Consider the following 17,892-nt stretch of genomic DNA (forward strand, 5'->3'; position numbering starts at 1 on the left):
GGAAGGAGTGTTATATTTATAGGGTAAGCCCATTTGTTGTTAAAAATTTATGGTATGAACAATCACCTCCGGCCGGCTTCCAGAAATATGATTGAGTCTATACTCGTACTGCTGTTGCTGTTGGCTTTGCTGTTAGCGCTGTACCAAGTATTGCATTTATTTTTTGGTGTACTCACTTTTGCATTGATCTTTTCTGTTTCTTTTTATCCGCTGTTTGAGCGCATGGTGCGGTGGTTGGGCGGGCGGCGCAAATTAACAGCTACCATATACGCCATTGTAGTAGTCGGGATCATTGCGTTGCCGGTCACTTATATTGTGGCGGAAATGAGCTCGCATGTCCGGGAATCGCTGCACTGGATCCGGGATGTGAAAGACAACGGACTGCCGCCATTGCCGGCATGGGTGGTGAATGCGCCTTATATTGGTGCAGAGATCAGTACGTTCTGGCAGCATCTGCAGGATAGTCCCAAGGAAACCTTAAACTCGCATGAGCAGCCGGTACGGATGGTGTTAAACCACGTGGTGAGCAGTGGTTTCGGTATTATTGGCACCGCCGTGCAGTTGATTATTGGCATTGTGGTATCGGCATTTTTCCTGGTAAGCGGTGAAAAAGCGGTGCGGCCTATTCGCGCGGCAGTGGAACATCTGCTGGGACGCAAGGATGGAAGCGATTTGCTGAACGCCACCACCATGGCGGTGAAAGGTGTATCTATCGGTGTAATGGGCACCGCATTTATTACCGCTATTGTGGCCTGGATTGGCCTGGCCATTGCCGGGATTCCCTTTGCATTAGGACTGGCAGCCCTGATCTTTTTCCTGGTGGTCATACAAATAGGACCACTGGTGGTATGGGTACCACTCACCATATGGATGGCTACACAGGGGCATCCGGGCATGACACTTTTCCTGGCGATATATGGTGCCGGTATCCTGATCGGCGAGGCTATCCTGAAACCGGTGCTGATCGCCAAAAGCGGCAAGCTGCCCTTCCTGGTACTGTTTATCGGTGTGATAGGTGGTGTGGCGGCATGGGGATTTACCGGCATGTTTAAAGGCGCTATCATTGTATCTGTATTCTATACTATTTTCAATTCATGGCTGGAACGTAAAGATGGTCCGCATGGGGCAGAAAATAGATAGTAACTTTGCCGCATATCCGAAACGTATCATATGAAAGCTGCGACTATCAGCGAAATAAAGAAGGAACTGAGCACGCTGGCACCGGCGGAGTTGTCGGCCCTCTGTTTGCGACTGGCAAAATATAAAAACGATAACAAAGAACTGCTGACCTACCTGTTGTTCGAAGCACACAATGAACAGGGATATGTAGATGCCGTAAAAGTGGAGATAGACAACGGGTTTACGGAGATGGCCGGCGATAAATTATACCATGCCAAAAAGCGCCTGAGGAAAATATTGCGGATCACGAATAAGCATATACGTTATACCGGCTCCAAACAGGCAGAGGCAGAATTGCTGATTTATTTCTGTACTAAAATGAAACAGGCAGGTTTATTATCTTCCTATAGTATACAATTAAATAACCTCTATGAGCAACAGTTGAAGAAAATAGCGAAGGTAATTGCCGCGCAGCACGAGGACCTGCAATACGACTACCAGCGCCAGCTGGACCGGCTCACGGGAAAGGACTAACCTGTTCCATATCAGCGCTGGCATGTGTCACCATATCTGTTTTACCCCATTTCCATAATAGCTGGAACACTGCCCGGAGTGATTCGCCGCGCGCAGTTAAACAATATTCTACTTTCAGCATCGCTGTTTCATGAGAGATGCGTTCTACCAGCTCCCGCCGCTCCAGTTCCTTCAATTCGGCGGTGAGCATACGTTCTGTAATTATAGGAATGGCTTTTTTAATATCGCTGTAGCGGCATATGCCGGAAAACAGCTGATGTAATATCATGGGCTTCCATCGTCCTTCTATTAAAGCTAAAGTATACGAAATAGGGCAGGAAGCAATGATCTTTTGGCGGTTTTCGAAGTTGGTAGATTGCGTTTTTCTCATAGGGTAATTTTTAGACTTTAACCAGATGCTTACATTTTTGTTCGTTCTTGTAAAAGTAACGATCACTGGCGACTTTTGTATGATTGTTCACGATGGATAAACGATAAAAATAAGATATGAAAAGTTACCACATAAATTTAGGTGCAGGATTAGAAGGCTTAACCCTTAAAGAACAGGCTATCCCGGTTCCCGGCCCGCGGGAAGTCCTCATCCGGGTGAAAGCGAGTTCGCTCAACTACCGCGAAATCATGATACTCAAAGGATTTTATCCATTACCGGTAAAAACGGACGTGATCCCATTATGCGATGGCGCCGGGGAAGTGGTGGCTGTTGGTAGTGCCGTGACGACCCTTAAAACGGGGGATCGGGTAATGGCGCAGGTATTTCCCGAATGGCAGGATGGGGCTTTCAGTATGGAGTATGCCACACAGCTGGGAGGATCAAAGGATGGTATGCTCGCGGAATACGTGGTATTGCCGGAGCAGGCACTGTTACTTATGCCCCCGCATTTATCCTATACAGAGGCTGCTGCTATTCCGTGTGCGGGCTTAACTGCATGGAACGCACTCAGTGGTGGTCGTGGACTGGTGGCCGGTGAAACTGTGCTGACATTGGGTTCCGGCGGAGTGTCGTTGTTTGCATTACAATTGGCAAAAGCAGCAGGCGCCCGGGTAATAGCCACTACGTCCACTACAGAAAAGGCCGCGAAGTTAAAAGCGTTAGGTGCGGATGAAGTAATTAACTACCAACAGCAGCCCGACTGGCACAAGGTGGTACGTGAATACACCGGAGGAAAAGGCGTAGATCATGTAATTGAAGTAGGTGGAGGAACAACGGAGCAATCTATCCGTTCAACGGCTATCAATGGGGAAGTGGCCGTAATAGGTGGTGTAGCTGACGGCGCTACGCTGGTGGATATTAACCTTGTAAAGTATGGTATGGTAAACATCATCCCTGTAGCCATTGGCAGTAAAGCGCAGTTTACTGCCCTGAACAAAGTGATCGCTGCCAGCAAGCTGCAGCCGGTGATCGACCGGGTGTTTGACTTTCAGGAAGCGCCGGAGGCATTTAGCTATTATATGCAGGGGAAATATTTTGGCAAAATCGTCATAGATCATTCGGGGTTGTAATAGTTGTGATATAGAAAAACAGGATTGTTACGGCTGCTTATTTGTTTCCTTCGCAGGAAAATTATACTTTGTAAGGAGTCGTAATAACCTGTTTGCATGAAAGTTCTATTTGAAACGCCGCGGTTACAGTTGCGCACCTTCGCAGCTACCGATGATACCTTCGTATTGGAATTGCTGAATACTCCTACCTGGCTGCAATACATCGGCGATCGGCAAGTGAAAACGCTGGCGGATGCGCAACGCTATATCATGAACAACCTGTTACGCCTATACGCAGAACAAGGATATGGCGCCTGGGTAGTAGTACTGAAAGAAACGGGGCAACCTATCGGCATTTGCGGATTGTTTAAGAGAAGATACCTGGAACAACCCGATCTGGGCTTTGCATTTTTGCCGGAAGCAGAAGGGCATGGTTATGCGTATGAAGCTGCTACCGCTACGATGGAGTATACAAAGCAACAACTCGAATTGCCCAGGTTGTTTGCTATTACGCAGCCGGGCAATCACCGGTCAGTGCGACTGCTGGAGCGCTCCGGATTTACATTACAGGGCACTATTCAGCCTCCGGGAGAAACAATGGAGCTGATGTTGTTTGATATTAGCTTTTAGCCATTAGCTTCTAGCTTCTAGCAAAATGCAGCGAAGACTATATATGTTAATCATTCGCTGCATTTTGCTAGAAGCTAGAAGCTAATGGCTAAAAGCTAAAAGCTATTCCTACGCCGTTTGTATAACGACAACACTTTATTCATCACGAGGTAAATCAGGGAGCCGATGCACAGCACCACAAGTCCTGTACGCAGCCAGGTGGCGGCGGTTACAGACAATCCGATGCCGGTACCCAGGGCTACATAAGCAGCCAGACATATGGGGCACTTCGGCAACAATGCGAGTGTTATGCCCGGTAAAAGCCATCGCACAGTTTTAACGATACGTTGCCGGAATGTCAGCGGACCTGTGGGGTGTGCAACCGTTGTTTTGTGGGAAGAGCTGCCCGTAGCGCTTCCGCACGAACAATTCGTTTTCATGACGCATGTTCTTCCCCGCTGCAGCAGGAGCCAGGTTTTTCATCTGCATGATACCTGCCAGTATCATCTACATAGCCTTTCTCATCGTATTTATCATGGTGACGCACCCACGACGTGAGCCCGCCATTTTGATCTGTTTCATTACGGCCCAGTGGCGCAATATCCAGGTAATTGTAAGCTACCAGTTGTAATTCGCCACCACGGGCATAGGTTGAATAAGTATGGTAGATATTACCCTCTTCATCTTTATAAAAAACACTCAACCCCGGAAGATCCTCTACATGGGTAGGTAAATTCTCCAGGATGCCATAGTTGAAATATACCTTTCCGCTTTCCAGTTCTTCCTTGTGGAAGGATACGTGGTAGTCGTAGTTGAAATCACTATTCCCGGAAGATACCCATCTGAATTGCCAGCCCATACGCTTTCTAAAGGCTTCCAATACAGGGATCGATGCTCTTGACACCACTACCAGCGATACATCGTGATGCTCCAGGTGAGTTAATACACCGTTGATAGAGTCAGCAGAAAAAGAACAGCCTACACAACCGATTTTTTCATGAGGGCCGAACATAAAATGTTGTATGATCAACTGGCTGCGGCCATCAAAAAGATCAGATAAAGTGACTTTACCATTGGGGCTATCAAAAACATATTCTTTCTCTACTCTTTCCCAGGGCAGTGCCATACGTTCCCGGGTGAGCTCATCACGTAAACGCGTATACTGCTTTTCTTTTTCCAGGAATTTTATCCTGGCGGCTTTCCATTCTTCAGGAGAAACTATTTTGTGTGGGAGACCGGGTTCAACTATGGATGGTTTAAAACCAGTCGTTACGTTTGTACTCATGATTTTATATTTTAGGTCTTACAAATGTCTACTCTTCCGCTCACACTTCGCGTGTGCAAACACGCCTAATTTGGGGGGCATTTGTGCCATTAAAATCCGTTACTTTTGTACCAGATCATACCTTTTTTACCATGAAAACAGTTTCTCTGCTGATTTATGAAGATGCCGTTTTATCCTGTGTGTCTGGCGCTATGGATATGCTGATAGGCGTAAACCGGTACCTGGCGCAGATTGGAAAGGAGCCTGCTTTTAATGTAGAGCTGGTTAGTGAAAAAGTGAAGAACATCCAACTGCAGCTCCCGGCGCAGTTTATCTGTTACAAAACCATCGATGAAGTAACGCATACCGATCTTATTGTGGCGCCTGCATTTGCGGGTGAACCGGATGCCGTATTACGCAAAAACAGCGCATTGGTGGATTGGCTGGCTACCATGCACGCCAGGGGCACAGAAGTAGCCAGCTTATGCCTGGGCAGTTATTTCCTGGCTGAAGCAGGGCTGCTGAAAGGTAAGTCCTGCACCTCGCATTGGATGGCGCTGGAAGATATGCGCAATCGCTATCCGGATATCACCATCCTGCCGGATAAGGTAATGACAGACCAGGAAGGTATCTACACCAGTGGTGGTGCTTTCATCTCCTTAAACCTGGTGTTATACCTGATTGAAAAATTCTGTGGCCGCGATGCCAGCATCTGGACCAGCAAAATGTTTTCGATTGATATGGACCGGGTGAACCAATCTCATTTCGCGGTTTTCCAGGGACAACGGCAACATGAAGACGAGGAGATCCTGAAAGCCCAGGCCTACATTGAAGCACATTACGATCAGCAAATTTCTGTTGAGCAAATTGCAGGGCAGGCCAATATGAGCAAACGCAATTTTATACGCCGGTTTAAAGTGGCTACACAAAATACACCACTGGAATACCTGCAGCGCGTGAAAATAGAATCCGCTAAAAAAGAACTGGAGAAAAATTCCCAGAACATCAGCACGCTGATGTATAACGCCGGTTACAACGATCTCAAAACATTCCGGCAGGTGTTTAAACGAATTACCGGCCTCACGCCACAGGAGTACCGCCGGAAGTATTGCCGGTCGGTATCTGAGCTGAGTAATTGAGGCTATTCTGTTTTAAGGCTTTTCACCGGATTCATAAAGGCTGCTTTGGCCGACTGATAACTCACCGTCAATAAAGTAAGCAGGATAGTACCGGCGCCGGCGCCCACAAACAGCCAGATGGAAACGGTGGTGTGGTATGCATAATGATGCAGCCAATACTGCATAAGGTAGTAAGTCGCCGGGGAAGCTATCAGCAGCGCAATCACCACCAGTCTTACAAAATCTTTCGATAACAACACACATACATGTGCCACGGATGCGCCCAATACTTTGCGGATTCCTATTTCCCGCGTGCGCTGTTCTGCGAGGAATGCCGCCAGCCCTAATACCCCCAAACAGGAAATAAAAATAGCCAGCACTGCAAACACAGTGGCCAGGCGGGCAATGCGCTCTCCATCTGAAAACTTGCGGGCGTAGTTGTCGTCTGTAAAAGTATAATCGAACGGACCGCCGGGATTAAACCGTTTGAATACCGGCGCCATTTTCGCCAGTGCCTCCTGCATAGACATGGCCGGGTTGATACGTACGGTCATGGCATTCATCATTCCATACTGCAGGCTGAAAATAGCCGGTGCCACGGGTGCATAGGGCGATTCCATGATCATATCTTTCACAACGCCGTTAATAATGCGTGGTGCGCCGTTCAGGTAAATGGTTTGGCCTACCGGACGTTGTAGCCCCATCAGCTTTACAGCGGCTTCGTTGATCACAAGTGCGCCGGTATCTGTGGCGTAATTGCGGGAATAGTCGCGGCCTTCTTTGATCTGCCAGCCAACGGTATGACCATAGTCGTGTGTAACGCCGATCACACCTATTGGCGTTTGGCTGCCGGCGGGTTTTCCCTTCCAGGTAACATCCGTTTTATAGTCCGGGTTTTGCGTAGAAGGAATATCTGATTTTGCCATATCTGCTACAGCGCCGGTTTCCAGCAGTGCAGTCCTGAGCGCATCATAAGGTGCGCCATACATTTCGCCGGTACTCATGGTCACATTAATAAGGCCTTGCCGGTTATAGCCAACAGGCCGGTTTTTACCATATTGTATCTGCTGATAAATAATTACGGTGCCAATAATCAATGCAATAGATACACTGAATTGTAATACCATCAGGATATTGCGGGGAAGCAGGGAAAAACGTCCGGGAGCTGCATGGCCTTTTAATACTTTCACAGGTTGGAAAGAAGAGAGGAAGATAGCCGGGTAGCTGCCAGCAAGGAGGCCGGTGAAGAGCGTGAAGGCCAGTAACCACAGCCACAATGTTGGTTGTGTAAACGGGATGCTGAGTTGTTTTTCTGTGAGCCGGTTGAATAATGGCAGCAGGGTATATACCATCATCATGCACACCATTAACGCCAGAAACGATAGTATCAGCGATTCCGTGAAAAACTGTTGTATCAGTTGTGTGCGGGTGGCGCCGATGGCTTTGCGTATGCCCGCTTCTTTGGATCTTTTTGCACTGCGGGCAGTGGCCAGGTTCATGAAGTTAATGCAGGCAAGTAGCAGTACCAATGCACCGATTACGCCAAACAACCACACCAGCCGGATGCGGCCACCTGTTACCTGTCCGTTTTTGAATTCACTGTAGAGGTGCCATTGGTCCATCGGATGCAGGAATAAAGTTTCCGTGCCACCCCTGATATATTTTTGCGCCACGTTTTTAATATGAGCGTTGGCAGTGTTGATGTCTACGTGATCATTCAACTCTACATATAATTTCCAGTAGCGGTTATCCCATTGGTCTTGCGCATCTTTCAGCCAGGGCAGGGTACTGATGGCTTTGTCCCAGGCCAGGAACATGTTGGTATCGTGAAAGGTGGTGTTTTGTGGCAGGTCCTCAAATACGCCGCCTACCTGTAAGTCAGTGCGGTTATCCAGTTTGAAGCCTTTGCCAACAGGATCTATATCTCCAAATAATGCTTTTGCAAGTGAATGGATGATCAGTGCAGCAGCAGGATCTTTCAATGCATCGCGGCTGCCGTAGATCATTTTCAGCGACAGCATTTCCGGCAAATCCGGCTGTACCCATACGCCCGACTGAGACAATTTATTATCGCCCACTGCTACGGCGTGAATGAAGTTAGGAAAGAGGATCGCTACTTTTTTGAAGTCGTTCGCGTAGTTGTTGCGCAGTTCATTCGCTAGTGGAATAGCAATAGCCTCGCTGGTTGTATTTTCACCATTAATGGATTGCACATCCATTACCTGTGCAATCCTGCTGTGGTGGGGATGCCAGTGGTTAAAAGACAGCTCATCCCATATCCATAAACTGATCAGTAAGGTAACCGCCATACCCATGGCCAGCCCCAGTATATTGATGGCCGCGTATCCCTTATTTTTCAGTAAATGACGGAAAGTAATTTTTAACAACTGCATTTGTAAGGTGTTTTGAAACGAACGAACGGAAAATTATACCGAATATAATAATGCCAATAATAAAAGTGATTATAGTTTATGTATTATGGTAATGTGTTCGTTTTTAATACACGTAGTGGTCGTTTTTATTAACCCGGTTTTCCTATTTTTATCCCTTGAAATCAGCAGAACCATATGAACAAACTTATTTATAGCCTGCTGTTGTTAGTAGGTGTCAACACGATCGCAACAGCGCAGGAATTGTATATGCCGCGGAATATCAAACAGGCATATGTTAACCAGACAAGAGACAAGAGCGGCGCTCCCGGCAGGCGTTACTGGCAGAATAAAGGCATATACGATATTAAGCTGGCCGTAAATCCGCCAGATAGAACGGTAACCGGTGAGGAGACCATTACTTATATCAACAACAGCCCCGATGTATTAAAAGGTATGATGCTGCGACTTATCGTTAACCTGCATAAATACCAGGCTCCCCGGAGTGGTTATGTGAGTAAGGATTTTTTGACAGATGGCGTTAGCATAGATCATTTGGTCATCGATGGTATCCCTGTTGATTTTAATAATAATACAGGCACCACCGCCTGGGTAGCTTTCCCCAAGCCGCTGGCATCGAAAGATAGTATTCACCTGCATATCAACTGGCATTATGATTTGTCGGTGTTAAGTGGCAGGGAAGGGATGATAGACAGTACCACCGCGTTTATGGCATATGCTTATCCGAGGATATCCGTGTACGATGATTATAACGGATGGGATGGACTGGAACATACCGACCGCGTAGAATTTTACAGTGACTTTAATGATTATAACGTAGCCGTTACCGTGCCTAAGAACTTCGTAGTTTGGGGTACGGGTAACTTATTGAACCCCGGGGAGGTATTGCGTCCGGCAATTGCCGACCGGCTGAAACGCGCTATGACATCGGATATCACCGCATCCATTGCCAACCGGCAGGAAATGCAGCAGGGAGAAGTAACAATACAACAGCCGCATAATACCTGGAAGTTCAGCGCAAATCATATTGCAGATGTTACCTTCGCTACCAGTGATCACTATGTGTGGGATGCAGCCAGTGTGGTAGTGGACAGCAGCATCATGCGCCGCACCAGCATTCAGGCGGCCTATCATGATACGTCGGCAGATTTCCGTCATTCTGTAGCATTTTCGCATAATGCCCTGAACTGGTTTTCCCGGAAATGGCCGGGCGTACCCTATCCGTTTTCTACAATGACCGCCGTGCAGGGCTTTGCTGATATGGAATACCCGATGATGGTGAATGATGGCTCTGTAGGCGACGACCTCAGTTTTGCGCAGTTAGTGCAGGATCACGAGATCGCACATACGTATTTCCCTTTTTATATGGGTATCAACGAAAGCCGTTACTCCTTTATGGATGAAGGCTGGGCCACTACTTTCGAATACCTGATAGGGATAGCAGAGAAGGGAAAGGCAACGGCAGATGAGTTTTACCGGAAGTTCCGCGTCAACAGGTATATCCATGATCCTTCTACCGAAGAAGATCAGCCGATTATTTCTATGTCCAACCAGGTGAGCGGCATGGGCTATAGCAGTAACTCCTATGGCAAGGCATCATTGTCGTACCTGGCGCTGAAAGACTTGCTGGGTGATACTTTATTCCGGAAATGCTTACACGCTTATATGGATAACTGGCATGGCAAGCATCCTATTCCCTGGGATTATTTTTACTCCTTCAACACTGCTGCCGGCGAAAACCTGAACTGGTTCTGGAATAACTGGTACTTCAGCAATAACTACATCGACCTTACCCTGGCCGACGTAAAGCTGAACGGGAAAAAGGCGGCGCTGCACATTGTCAATACCGGTGGATTTGCTGTGCCGTTTGATGTTGTCATTACTTTTAAAGATGGTACTACTAAGTCCGTACATCAGACACCGGTCGTATGGAAGGCGAATCAGAAAGAGGTGACCCTGAGCTTGCCCTATTCCAAAGAGATCAACACGATTAAGCTGGAGGGCAATTTATTTATGGATGCCAATGAGAAAGATAATGTGTGGACACGGTAAAATAGGTTGCATTTACGGGTAATCGGGTGGTGATAAAAGATAAGCTATTATTCAGGCTAATATCCTTTTGGAATGGGGTAATATCTGCATGAACTTTATTTTTTTGATCTGCTAATTTCGCGGCAGGATGGACATCCTTTTTCCAAAATAATTTATACATGAATAGCAGGTTTTTTCTGGTAATGGGTTGCTGGTTAGCGATGGCCGGATATACCCGTGCACAGTCGCCCCGTTGGGCCCTGGCGAATGATGGCGGTATCCGTCAGACGCTAAAATCAAATGATGCGCATACCGATCATATTGAAATGAGCGGTAAGCAACTGTCGGCCATTATCACTTATGGGGTTAATGATCAGCAGGAGTTGTTGCTGAAGAAGCAATTGGTATTTCCCATGCTGCGCACCATTCCCAATAACACCCATGCCAGCCTGAAAGTAAATTTTGATGGTACGGAGTTGCCGGCTATTACAGTAGATGGAGCGGCATTAAAAGTATTGCCGACGGACTTCTATCTGAAAAGTATATTACAGGTACATGCCCGTACCAATACCGGGATAACGGTAACGGATATATTATTTCCATCCGTGGATAAGGCCGGGTTTATTCAAATGCGGGAGCTGGTAAATAACAGCGCACGTACCTGCCATGTACAGGTAGATAGCCTGGTGAAGGAGCAACATACCGATGCCGCGAAAGGGGTGTACGGAGAATATGTGATACAATCCGCTGTAACCGGTTATGGCAGCTTCGACCTGGCTCCGGGCGAAAAACATTCGCTGGCTATCATTTATGCTGCCCGCAAAATCAATACGCCTGCTTATTATTTTTCACCGGCTTATGAGCTGGCGCGCAGAACGGCTTTTGTGCAGGAGCTGATGCAGGACCTGGTGCTGGAAACACCGAACGATACGATTAACCGTGGCTTTGCATTTGCCAAAATCCGTGCAACAGAAAGCATCTACGATACCAAGGCAGGGTTAATGCATGGTCCTGGTGGTGGTGCTTATTACGCTGCTATCTGGGCCAATGACCAGGCGGAATATGCCAACCCGTTTTTTCCTTTCCTGGGAAACGCCAACGGTAATGAATCTGCCCGAAACAGTTTCCGCTTGTTTGCCGGCTACATGAATAAAGATTATAAGCCTATCCCCAGTTCTGTGATTGCTGAGGGAGATGGATACTGGAATGGTGCCGGTGATCGCGGCGATCAGGCCATGATAGCCTATGGCGCGGCACGTTTTGCGCTGGCATCGGGCGACACTGCAACCGCAAAACAATTATATCCGCTGATCAACTGGTGCCTGCAATACCTCGAGCTGCATAAAAGGCCGGATGGTATTATCACCTCTGATGCAGATGAGCTGGAGGGCCGTTTCCCGGCAGGAAAAGCTAATTTGTCTACGAATGCGCTCGCGTATGGTGCCTATCAGAGCGCCGCTTGTGTAGCTACCGCATTGGGTGATACAGCAACGGCTACATTATACCGTAACCGTCAGCAACAAATGGGACGTGATATTGAGCAATTCTTTGGTCATAATGTACAGGGTTTCGATACCTATCGTTATTACGAAGAGAACACTGTATTGCGTTCCTGGATCTGCCTGCCACTGGTAATGGGTATCAACGGGCGCCGCGATGCTACCATGAAAGCATTGCTCTCTCCCTACCTGTGGACGCATAACGGCATTCTTACTGCATCAGGAGATCATACATTCTGGGATCGTTCTACCTTGTATGCGTTCCGCGGACTATTTTTCGCGGGAGCTACAGATACTACGCTGAAATACCTGGCTTATTACACCCGTCAGCGTTTGCTGGGCGAGCATGTACCTTATCCTGTAGAAGCGTGGCCGGAGGGAGGCCAGCGTCATCTCTCCGCAGAAAGCGCGTTGTATTGCCGCGTGATTACTGAAGGGCTTTTTGGAATGGTGCCTACCGGGTTGCGTGAGTTTGAAATGTGTCCGCGTTTGCCGGCCAGTTGGAACCAGATGGCATTGCGCCATATCCGGGCATTTGGCGCCGATATGGATATTATGGTAAAGCGTTCAGGTAAACAACTGAAAGTAACGGTAACGGATAAAGGAAAACAGGTGTGGGCGAAAGACTGGAATGGGAAAGACGTGTTGAAGGTAGCACTTAGCCATTAGCTTTTAGCTTTTAGTAAAAATGCAGCGGAGAACATACTATATGTTCTCCGCTGCATTTTTACTAAAAGCTGTTTATTACCTGTTGGGCTGTAAAAGCGGATACTTATTTTTTTGCAGAAGTTATCGTGTATGCATGTAAATTTCGGTGTTCCGTTATACATTTGGCAGATGAATTTAATTGGTAACATTATCTGGCTCATCTTTGGGGGCTTTATTACATTTCTGCAGTATATGGTCAGCGGCTTTTTACTATGCCTGACAATTATCGGTATTCCTTTTGGGTTGCAGTGTTTTAAAATAGGTTTCTTTACATTGATGCCCTTTGGGCGTCATGTGCGGGATGTGCCGGGACAAACTGGTTGCCTGTCTACTATTTTCAACATTATATGGATATTTCTGGGCGGTATCTGGATTGCTTTGACGCACCTTGGATTTGGGTTGCTGCTTTGCATCACGATTATTGGTATTCCCTTTGGCCGCCAGCATTTTAAGTTGATGAGTCTTAGCTTTACTCCTTTTGGTAAGGAGATTTACTAACGGTTGTGTATGCCGGCGTTGGCATGACTATTGGTTTTGGATATTTCAGACTAAAACCTGGAATATGAAAAAGATATTAATTGCCGCCGCTGCAGTAGGAACTGCTGCTTCCCTGGTGATATTGTATCTCAGGAAGCGTTATCCCGGAGAACAAATGATAGACGACGCCCGGGATGTAGTACAAGATTCGATTGGTACCATGCGTAAGTACACCAAAAAAGCAAAGGACAAAGCAAACGGTATTTACAGTAATGCCATGGGATAAGCTCCCATTGAAATAAAAAAAAAGCGTGTCTGGGTAACCAGACACGCTTTTTTTTGTATGTTTATAGCATCGTTATTATCTCCACATATCTGATCCTGATCATTAAAGATCCGTTCTTCCCGAAAGGGAACGGGGTTTCCTTTCACTAATTTCTCCAGCTAACATCACTGGTTTTTCCAGCGCAATGGCGCCATGGACAAGCTTTTTATCTTCCAAAAAAATAAATAAAATGACGATCATAAATAACAGGGCCATTGTATTGGCAGCAGTGAAGCAATTGATAGGAGAGCGGAATGCAGATGCAGTGGATATCTTTCTACATGAAAATTATATTCAACACAGTCCACAGGTAAAAGATGGCAGGGCCGGATTACGGGAAGCCATTAGTCAGTTGAAGCAATTACCGGCCCCACCGGCAGGGCAGGCGTCTCCTATTGTACGCACTATTGCAGAAGGGGATTATGTAATGCTGCACATGGATATCGCCTTTATGGGCAGGAAAATGGCTGTTGTGGATCTCTATCGCCTCGAAGCGGGGAAGCTGGCTGAACACTGGGAGGCGACACAGGAGCAGCCGGTGGGCGGCAGCCTGACGAGTGGTACTTCCACCATTACCGCAATTGATCAGACGGCAGAAAACAAGCAGTTGATGCAACGTTTCTTCGATCAACCGGATAGGGCTTTGCTGGCGCCGGATTATGTGAATCATGATGTGATGCCGTTTTTCCCGCAGGAGCGGACGGTACATCGCATCATAGGGGAGGGGAATTTTGTGCTGGTGCAATCATCCGGCATATTGGATGGTCAACCGGCGGTATTTTATGATATCTGCCGTGTAACGCAACATTTGGTGGCGGAACATTGGCGGGTGGCGCAAAAGGTGCCATCAGTACTACCTCATACAAATGGCATGATATAATGGGTAAGCCCCTTCGTTATTGAACGAGGGGGCTTAATAAAATTTTTCTCCTTTCGCCAGCATTTCGATGAACGTTTTGATGCGTTTGTCTCTTGTTTCCGGTTTCTTGGCACTTTGCAACCGGAAATAAATCGCGAATAAATTTTGTTTATTCAGTGTTTCGAAGAAGGCTTTTGCTTTTTTATTTTTATTCAGTGCAGTCATGAAGTCTTCCGGGATAGTGGCATCGCGGGAGGCGGCATAAGCGGCGTCCCAGCGTCCATCGGCTTTTGCTGCTTCTACCTGTGCAAAGCCTGCGGGCTTCATTTTGCCTAAGGAGGTGAGGCGTTCTATATGTTTGGTATTCCTTTCGGACCAGATGCTTTTTGCGCGGCGGGGGGTAAATTTCTGTACAAAAGATACGGCATCCCTTGACTTTGACATACCATCAATCCAACCGTAGCAGAGGGCTTCGTCTAATGCCTGGGCATAATTGATGGAAGGGATTTTAGAATCTTTTTTATACATGAGCAGCCATACACCATCTGTTTGTGTATGATTTTCAGCCAGCCATTGTTCCCACTGCTCCTGGGTTTCGAAGGCCAATACGGGTAATTCTTTGGGTGTTTCCTTAGGCTTTGTCATAGCTACGAAGATAGGGTATTGATTAGCGTGTATGCATGTCAGTTATAAAATTTTTTAAGAAAAATTTGGAAGTAATGGAATAATTATTACTTTTGCACTCCCAATAAATGAAACGATTCCCTAGCTCAGTTGGTAGAGCAATACACTTTTAATGTATGGGTCTTGGGTTCGAGTCCCAAGGGGATCACCATCAGGAGTAAAAGTAAGTACTCTGAAGTAATTAAAACCTTGTAGAAGCTAATTCTACAAGGTTTTTTTGTTTTTAGTGGTAAATGTGTGAAAAGATAAGTAACGATAGAAAAGTGAGCGTTGAGGTTAGCAATAGATTTATTAAATTGTGCTAACCGTCACTGGTCTTAAATGCTATACTGTATTGCGTTTGATCAATGTTAAGTGATGTCAGGGTAAGTGCAATTGAAACAATTTTGGTAAACTAAAACAAGTGGTGTATGACCAGTTTTTCTGTTCTTTTCCGGCTCAACAAGAGCCGTACAAAAAACATAAGCCCGCTATTTATCTTCGCGTCAGCCTAGGCGGCAAACGTGCAGAACTTTCCACGTATCAGTATGTAACCCCGGCATTATGGAATGCCTCCGCCCACGGATATCAAAATAATGATTGATTGCACAAAATGAACTTTCTGGCAACACTAAATTGGACCATACAAGAATAAAACATAGTGGTGCGCTCATGTAATTTTATGCTCTGATTAAAATAAAAAAAATGAGTAAAACAATTCTAATTACAGGAGCCGCAAGCGGTTTTGGGAAAATAGCCGCATTTGACTTAGCAAAAAAAGGATACAAAGTGATTGCTACTGCACAGGTTTATCCTCAAATGACTGATCTGATAAGGGAAGCTAAAGAACTGGGGGTTAATCTTACGGTTGACAAACTGGACGTAACTAATCAGCGTGACATTGCCTATATCACCCAAAAGTATGATATAGATATTTTAATTAGCAATGCAGGCATTATGGAAGGTGGTCCTATTGCGGAACAGCCCCTGGATTTAATTCGATCGATGTTTGATGTGAATGTATTTGGAGGTCTAGAGCTGGCACAGGGATTTATCAAAAAATTCATAGCACAAAGGAAGCCTGCAAAAATTGTATTCACTACTTCTATGGGGGGCTTATGGACAGTGCCATATGTTGCGGCGTACTGTGCTTCAAAACATGCAATGGAAGCTATCGCCGAAGGATTAAAAACAGAATTAGCCGAATTCAATATCAAGATTGCTACTTGTAACCCTGGCGTATTTGGTACTGGCTTCAATGACCGTGGTGTAGATAGCATTTTCCGTTGGTACGATCCTAAAACCAATTTTACACCATCCTCCGCATTTGACGGTGCAGCAGAATCATTGAGCCATCAATTAGATCCTCAATCAATGGCGGATTGTATTGTGAATGTAGCATTAGATGATAATTCTAAATTTAGAAATGTACACCCAAAAGAAACTGAGGATTTTGTAAAGAAATTACAGGCAGAAGCATGGACTGTAAAAAGCTAGCCGGATGCCAAGGAAGTACGGACATAGAACAGTGCTTCCTATTTATTAAAAATGAAAATACATCGAGATGAGTATAAGTTATATTGAGGCAGCAAAAGCATTAAATGCATCAATAGAAAAGGCTAAAACCTTAAAGATACCTGTTAGCATTGCAGTAGTGGATATAGGCGGACACATGATCTCCTTTGCAAGGCTAGATAGTGTTTATGGTGTTATAGATTTTGCCATTAAAAAAGCAAGGACTGCGGCTATGTTTGGTGTGGATAGTGATATTATGGGATCAATCATCACCGGCACCAATATGAATGGTTATGGTATGATAAATTCGAATGACGGGTTATTGACCATTGCAGGTGGAGTTGTTTTGAAGAATAAAGATGGTGTTGTCATCGGAGCAATCGGTTCTTCAGGCGGTACTCCCGAACAGGACAAAGAAATTGCAAATGCCGGGGCTATTGAACTTTTATAGAATTTCGGATATTTGTAAGTATGGAAGGAAGACATGAAATCATTTTTGATAGGTTGGTATATTCCTGCGTTTTTGAAAAGCACAGGGGATACGAAGAGTTTTACCCTGAACATTTTTTAGGATTTCAACTTTCAGGGGAAACGCATGCTTTTTATGCGAACGGTAATATTATAATTCCAGAGAACACTGTTGTCCTCGTTCGAAAAAACCAGCTGATCCGTACAATTAAATATCCTTCCAAATCCGGAAAGTACCAGTTTATTTCCATTACGCTGGATAAAGAAACTTTGCAGAAATATGCACTTGAGAATAAAATTGTGGTAAAAAATAACTACGAAGGAAAACAGAAATTATTCTTTGAACCCGACGATTTTTTACATAATTATTTTATCTCTCTTGCGCCATACATTAATAAGAAAAAAGAGGCTACACCACGATTAGCAAATTTAAAAATCAGGGAAGCGATAGAACTGTTACTGCAAAGTAATCCTGATTTTAAAAATATATTATTTGATTTTTCAGCACCTTATAAAATAGACCTGGAGAAGTTTATGAATCGAAATTATATGTTTAATGTTCCCTTGGAATCTTTTGCTAAACTTACCGGGCGTAGCCTTTCAGGATTTAAACGCGACTTTATTAAAACTTTCAATGTGTCTCCCAAACAATGGTTACGTGAAAAGCGTTTGGATGAAGCCTATTACTTAGTTAGATATAAACAACAAAAGCCATCTGACTTTTATATGGACCTAGGCTTTGAGAACCTGTCTCATTTTTATTTTTCTTTCAAACAAAAGTTCGGATTGACTACTTCTGAAGTAAGATAAAAATTAGCGATTAACGTTCGTGAA

At 45.5% G+C, this 17,892-nt stretch carries 19 protein-coding genes and 1 tRNA gene; 15 read left to right on the top strand and 5 right to left on the bottom strand.

What is annotated here, in order from left to right; genetic code table 11:
- The first annotated feature begins 54 nt into the window (after positions 1–54).
- On the top strand, positions 55–1,140 hold the full coding sequence (locus tag J7623_RS07480) for an AI-2E family transporter (RefSeq protein ID WP_291919125.1): 1,086 nt from the start codon (positions 55–57) through the stop codon (positions 1,138–1,140).
- A gap of 30 nt (positions 1,141–1,170) precedes the next feature.
- Positions 1,171–1,653 (top strand): hypothetical protein, encoded by a 483-nt coding sequence (locus J7623_RS07485; protein WP_291919126.1) that lies wholly within the window; start codon positions 1,171–1,173, stop codon positions 1,651–1,653.
- Here the strand turns inward: J7623_RS07485 and J7623_RS07490 are convergent.
- Positions 1,637–2,023 carry a helix-turn-helix domain-containing protein gene (locus J7623_RS07490; RefSeq protein ID WP_291919127.1) on the bottom strand — a complete coding sequence of 129 codons (387 nt, stop codon included), beginning with the start codon at positions 2,021–2,023 and terminating at the stop codon, positions 1,637–1,639. The two genes, J7623_RS07485 and J7623_RS07490, sit on opposite strands and share 17 nt — an antisense overlap.
- A gap of 116 nt (positions 2,024–2,139) precedes the next feature.
- Between J7623_RS07490 and J7623_RS07495 the strand changes: the two genes are divergently transcribed.
- On the top strand, positions 2,140–3,153 hold the full coding sequence (locus tag J7623_RS07495; protein WP_291919128.1) for an NAD(P)-dependent alcohol dehydrogenase: 1,014 nt from the start codon (positions 2,140–2,142) through the stop codon (positions 3,151–3,153).
- 96 nt (positions 3,154–3,249) lie between these two features.
- Positions 3,250–3,762 (top strand): GNAT family N-acetyltransferase, encoded by a 513-nt coding sequence (locus J7623_RS07500; RefSeq protein WP_291919129.1) that lies wholly within the window; start codon positions 3,250–3,252, stop codon positions 3,760–3,762.
- A gap of 95 nt (positions 3,763–3,857) precedes the next feature.
- On the opposite strand, the gene J7623_RS07505 is transcribed toward J7623_RS07500, so the two are convergent.
- Complete coding sequence (locus J7623_RS07505) at positions 3,858–4,181, bottom strand: hypothetical protein (protein WP_291919130.1); 324 nt, start codon at positions 4,179–4,181, stop codon at positions 3,858–3,860.
- Entirely contained in the window at positions 4,178–5,026 is an 849-nt protein-coding gene (locus J7623_RS07510; RefSeq protein WP_291919131.1) for a thioredoxin family protein, read from the bottom strand. Before J7623_RS07510 ends, J7623_RS07505 begins: the two co-directional genes overlap by 4 nt.
- 131 nt (positions 5,027–5,157) lie before the next feature.
- Here J7623_RS07510 and J7623_RS07515 point away from each other — a divergent pair, with 131 nt between their 5' ends.
- A complete protein-coding gene (locus J7623_RS07515) occupies positions 5,158–6,144 on the top strand; it encodes a helix-turn-helix domain-containing protein (RefSeq protein WP_291919132.1) in 987 nt (328 codons plus the stop codon).
- A 2-nt stretch (positions 6,145–6,146) separates the two neighbouring features.
- Here J7623_RS07515 and J7623_RS07520 read toward each other — a convergent pair whose 3' ends face one another.
- Entirely contained in the window at positions 6,147–8,516 is a 2,370-nt protein-coding gene (locus tag J7623_RS07520) for an ABC transporter permease (RefSeq protein ID WP_291919133.1), read from the bottom strand.
- A gap of 174 nt (positions 8,517–8,690) precedes the next feature.
- On the opposite strand from J7623_RS07520, the gene J7623_RS07525 reads away from it, so the two are divergent.
- The 5 genes from J7623_RS07525 (at position 8,691) to J7623_RS07545 (ending at position 14,433) form a co-directional block, all read left to right on the top strand.
- Entirely contained in the window at positions 8,691–10,565 is a 1,875-nt protein-coding gene (locus J7623_RS07525) for a M1 family metallopeptidase (protein WP_291919134.1), read from the top strand.
- Positions 10,566–10,723: 158 nt separating this feature from the next.
- A complete protein-coding gene (locus J7623_RS07530; protein ID WP_291919135.1) occupies positions 10,724–12,712 on the top strand; it encodes a hypothetical protein in 1,989 nt (662 codons plus the stop codon).
- Positions 12,713–12,880: 168 nt separating this feature from the next.
- Positions 12,881–13,249: a YccF domain-containing protein gene (locus tag J7623_RS07535; protein WP_291919136.1), complete on the top strand. Its 369-nt coding sequence runs from the start codon at positions 12,881–12,883 to the stop codon at positions 13,247–13,249.
- 64 nt (positions 13,250–13,313) lie between these two features.
- A complete protein-coding gene (locus J7623_RS07540) occupies positions 13,314–13,514 on the top strand; it encodes a hypothetical protein (protein WP_291919138.1) in 201 nt (66 codons plus the stop codon).
- A 229-nt stretch (positions 13,515–13,743) separates the two neighbouring features.
- Complete coding sequence (locus tag J7623_RS07545; protein ID WP_291919140.1) at positions 13,744–14,433, top strand: nuclear transport factor 2 family protein; 690 nt, start codon at positions 13,744–13,746, stop codon at positions 14,431–14,433.
- A 33-nt stretch (positions 14,434–14,466) separates the two neighbouring features.
- Here the strand turns inward: J7623_RS07545 and J7623_RS07550 are convergent, their stop codons facing one another.
- A complete protein-coding gene (locus J7623_RS07550) occupies positions 14,467–15,057 on the bottom strand; it encodes a YdeI/OmpD-associated family protein (RefSeq protein WP_291919142.1) in 591 nt (196 codons plus the stop codon).
- Positions 15,058–15,171: 114 nt separating this feature from the next.
- Here J7623_RS07550 and J7623_RS07555 point away from each other — a divergent pair.
- From J7623_RS07555 to J7623_RS07570, 5 genes are all read left to right on the top strand, one after another.
- Positions 15,172–15,247: transfer RNA gene (locus tag J7623_RS07555), tRNA-Lys, on the top strand.
- A gap of 255 nt (positions 15,248–15,502) precedes the next feature.
- Positions 15,503–15,679 carry an Arm DNA-binding domain-containing protein gene (locus J7623_RS31740; protein ID WP_366838655.1) on the top strand — a complete coding sequence of 59 codons (177 nt, stop codon included), beginning with the start codon at positions 15,503–15,505 and terminating at the stop codon, positions 15,677–15,679.
- 101 nt (positions 15,680–15,780) lie between these two features.
- Positions 15,781–16,572: an SDR family oxidoreductase gene (locus J7623_RS07560; RefSeq protein WP_291919144.1), complete on the top strand. Its 792-nt coding sequence runs from the start codon at positions 15,781–15,783 to the stop codon at positions 16,570–16,572.
- A 67-nt stretch (positions 16,573–16,639) separates the two neighbouring features.
- Complete coding sequence (locus J7623_RS07565; RefSeq protein ID WP_291919145.1) at positions 16,640–17,041, top strand: heme-binding protein; 402 nt, start codon at positions 16,640–16,642, stop codon at positions 17,039–17,041.
- A gap of 20 nt (positions 17,042–17,061) precedes the next feature.
- Positions 17,062–17,868 carry an AraC family transcriptional regulator gene (locus tag J7623_RS07570; protein WP_291919147.1) on the top strand — a complete coding sequence of 269 codons (807 nt, stop codon included), beginning with the start codon at positions 17,062–17,064 and terminating at the stop codon, positions 17,866–17,868.
- Positions 17,869–17,892: the final 24 nt, after the last annotated feature.

The sequence above is a fragment of the Chitinophaga sp. genome (assembly GCF_017745275.1).
In the GTDB taxonomy this organism is placed as follows: Bacteria; Bacteroidota; Bacteroidia; order Chitinophagales; family Chitinophagaceae; genus Chitinophaga.

Coding starts and splice junctions, on each gene's coding strand:
- J7623_RS07480 (WP_291919125.1), top strand. CDS start 55: ATGAACAATCACCTCCGGCCGGCTTCCAGAAATATGATTGAGTCTATA.
- J7623_RS07485 (WP_291919126.1), top strand. CDS start 1,171: ATGAAAGCTGCGACTATCAGCGAAATAAAGAAGGAACTGAGCACGCTG.
- J7623_RS07490 (WP_291919127.1), bottom strand. CDS start 2,023: ATGAGAAAAACGCAATCTACCAACTTCGAAAACCGCCAAAAGATCATT.
- J7623_RS07495 (WP_291919128.1), top strand. CDS start 2,140: ATGAAAAGTTACCACATAAATTTAGGTGCAGGATTAGAAGGCTTAACC.
- J7623_RS07500 (WP_291919129.1), top strand. CDS start 3,250: ATGAAAGTTCTATTTGAAACGCCGCGGTTACAGTTGCGCACCTTCGCA.
- J7623_RS07505 (WP_291919130.1), bottom strand. CDS start 4,181: ATGAAAACGAATTGTTCGTGCGGAAGCGCTACGGGCAGCTCTTCCCAC.
- J7623_RS07510 (WP_291919131.1), bottom strand. CDS start 5,026: ATGAGTACAAACGTAACGACTGGTTTTAAACCATCCATAGTTGAACCC.
- J7623_RS07515 (WP_291919132.1), top strand. CDS start 5,158: ATGAAAACAGTTTCTCTGCTGATTTATGAAGATGCCGTTTTATCCTGT.
- J7623_RS07520 (WP_291919133.1), bottom strand. CDS start 8,516: ATGCAGTTGTTAAAAATTACTTTCCGTCATTTACTGAAAAATAAGGGA.
- J7623_RS07525 (WP_291919134.1), top strand. CDS start 8,691: ATGAACAAACTTATTTATAGCCTGCTGTTGTTAGTAGGTGTCAACACG.
- J7623_RS07530 (WP_291919135.1), top strand. CDS start 10,724: ATGAATAGCAGGTTTTTTCTGGTAATGGGTTGCTGGTTAGCGATGGCC.
- J7623_RS07535 (WP_291919136.1), top strand. CDS start 12,881: ATGAATTTAATTGGTAACATTATCTGGCTCATCTTTGGGGGCTTTATT.
- J7623_RS07540 (WP_291919138.1), top strand. CDS start 13,314: ATGAAAAAGATATTAATTGCCGCCGCTGCAGTAGGAACTGCTGCTTCC.
- J7623_RS07545 (WP_291919140.1), top strand. CDS start 13,744: ATGACGATCATAAATAACAGGGCCATTGTATTGGCAGCAGTGAAGCAA.
- J7623_RS07550 (WP_291919142.1), bottom strand. CDS start 15,057: ATGACAAAGCCTAAGGAAACACCCAAAGAATTACCCGTATTGGCCTTC.
- J7623_RS07560 (WP_291919144.1), top strand. CDS start 15,781: ATGAGTAAAACAATTCTAATTACAGGAGCCGCAAGCGGTTTTGGGAAA.
- J7623_RS07565 (WP_291919145.1), top strand. CDS start 16,640: ATGAGTATAAGTTATATTGAGGCAGCAAAAGCATTAAATGCATCAATA.
- J7623_RS07570 (WP_291919147.1), top strand. CDS start 17,062: ATGGAAGGAAGACATGAAATCATTTTTGATAGGTTGGTATATTCCTGC.